Origin of the sequence: Lactobacillus sp. UMNPBX19, from assembly GCF_002553805.1 — a bacterium.
Classification (GTDB): Bacteria; Bacillota; Bacilli; order Lactobacillales; family Lactobacillaceae; genus Lactobacillus.
Map to the genome: position 1 here is coordinate 1 of NZ_PCYR01000055.1, position 2,338 is coordinate 2,338.

General features: G+C 31.8%; 2 protein-coding genes. Both read right to left on the minus strand.

The window, feature by feature from the left end; genetic code table 11:
* Positions 1-153: 153 nt before the first annotated feature.
* On the minus strand, positions 154-1,470 hold the full coding sequence (locus CP370_RS08945) for a C1 family peptidase (protein ID WP_087713132.1): 1,317 nt from the start codon (positions 1,468-1,470) through the stop codon (positions 154-156).
* 159 nt (positions 1,471-1,629) lie between these two features.
* Positions 1,630-1,995 (minus strand): pyridoxamine 5'-phosphate oxidase family protein, encoded by a 366-nt coding sequence (locus CP370_RS08950; RefSeq protein WP_004895383.1) that lies wholly within the window; start codon positions 1,993-1,995, stop codon positions 1,630-1,632.
* Positions 1,996-2,338: the final 343 nt, after the last annotated feature.

Consider the following 2,338-nt stretch of genomic DNA (forward strand, 5'->3'; position numbering starts at 1 on the left):
ATTTATTAATTAGAATTAGACTCGAAGAAAATATTATAAAAGAAAAGGAATCAAACAGCTATTTCTTAGCTGCTTAATTCCTTCTTAAAATTATCCATCAACAGGATTTGCAAAAGAGCCAGAAAAAAGAGATCTTTCGATCTCTTGTTAATTTTATAAGCCAACATGTGCCCAAGGTTCTAGGTCAACTGCTGGACCTTCCCAGAGCTTAACCAAATCTTCAGGTAAGTATTTCTTATCAACAACTACATCATACACATATTCTTCAAACCACTTTTGGCTCATTTCGTAGAATCCTTTATGACCATACTTATCGCCCCAAGAATTCTCTACTTTCCATTTGCGAATTTCGCCATTATCTTCATCTACACCGACTAAGGTCATATCGTGTGTTGCAGATCCTTCCCCAGTGGCTAAACGATCTGCTTTACTCATTTGAGTATCAACACTAAATAGATCATCCGTTTTGTATAATTCAGTATCAAGGAAACCAGTCTTACGTTCCATTTGTTTTAATACGTCGTTTCCAAAAATAACTGCTTTTCCATCTTTCAATTGGGCTGCAGCTGCTCTTGCTAACACTTCAATTGGTACATTTAGCCCCGTAATCGGAGTTCCACCAGCCACATTATCGTATAAACCTTGGTGATAGCGTTTATTGTAATCATAATTAGGTGAATTTAATAAAACAACGTAATCATCCCAATTAAAGTCTTTTAAATATTTTTCAGCAAATTGACGTGGAGTTAAATCCTTTTCTAAATGATATTTCTTATCGTCGTCTCGGTACTCTAAATCAAATTTTTTAGGTGGCTCACCCAAAGCTACTGCAGCCATTCGGTAAACTTCATTTAAAAACTCTTTCTTAGCCTTTTCTGCTTCTTCGAGCTTGCCTTCTTGCACTAACTTACGTAATACAAGTGCATCTTTTCTTTCTTTACGAGCCAAAGAATCAATTAATGCACCGGTATTATTTGATGTAGCATTCTCTGGCATTGCATATGAAGGAACCACTCCATATTTTTTAACCAAATTAATTGCCATTTGCCATAGACCACCGTCTTGACCCGCAAAATTAAGCCAAGTTTCTACTTCACGATCATCAATTGACTTATCTGCCAAACGAATCATGCTATCATAAAAAGCATTTGCTCTCTCAATCTTATCCCAAAAGAAGTTATATGCTTGTGAGAAAGTAAAATCTTTAACGTGATATTTCTTACCAAAATGATGACGTAAAACATTTAATGTTGCAAATTCCCAGCAGCGACCAGAATGTTTTTGGTCAGTTACCCCACCAATATCAAGTTCGGTTGAAAATGCATGATTTAACCGCTTTGAAACATCATCATTAAATGAAGCTTCAAATAATCCATTTTGACGAGCAGCGCGAGATGCCACTTTATTTTTATTGTCTTTATTAAAATCTGCAGAGAAAGCTGCTAGTTCTTGTTCTGATAAAGCACCCATTTTTATTTTCTCCTTTTAATCATATAATTTAATTCAATTAATTTTAATCTTACATTAATATAAAAAATAAGCAAGTTATCTCGCAAAAAAAAGACTAAGTATTTTATCAATACTCAGTCTTTCTTAATTTATTCAAATTACACGCAGAATAACTTTTAATTATTCAAAAATTTCATCAATATCAAGTACTACTACAAATGCATTTGGAGTATCGGTACCAGAAACGATCTTCTTTGCATATTCATCATCTTCATGAACATGTGGCGTAGCCAAAACTTGAACAGCAGTATGTGATGGTACATCAGCTGCTACTAATGCTACTTTTGAACCATTTTTAATATTTTCAAAGGCTGCACCTTTAGTTTTTTCAAGATATTGCATATGAGATGGGTCTAATACTGTCATTGAGCCTTTAGGACCAACTTGTGGATTACCATTTTCATCAACAGTAGCAATGTAAACTAAATTGTTCTTAAAAAGGTCAGCTTGTTTATCAGTTAATTTATTTGTGTTTAATTTCTTCATAATATATAGTTCCTTTCTACTAATAATCAATTATAAGTATAGGCCTATTTAATAAAAAAATCTTCTTTTTTGCGCAAATTTTTATAATATTTAATTAAATTAAATAACGTTTATACCAGATATTAATCTATATAAATAGCTTTTTACTTTTTTATTGTCTTATTAATGAATCAAAATTAATAACATTTAGCTTATATGAAGTTGTTTTATTTTTCATTAACATCAGGAATTTTTTATTCCTTACACATCTTGATAAGTCTTATGAAACTATAAAAAAAAATTATCGCTGATTGTAAAATTAAATTGAACACTTGATAAAAAATAAAAAGTCCATTCGGACCTG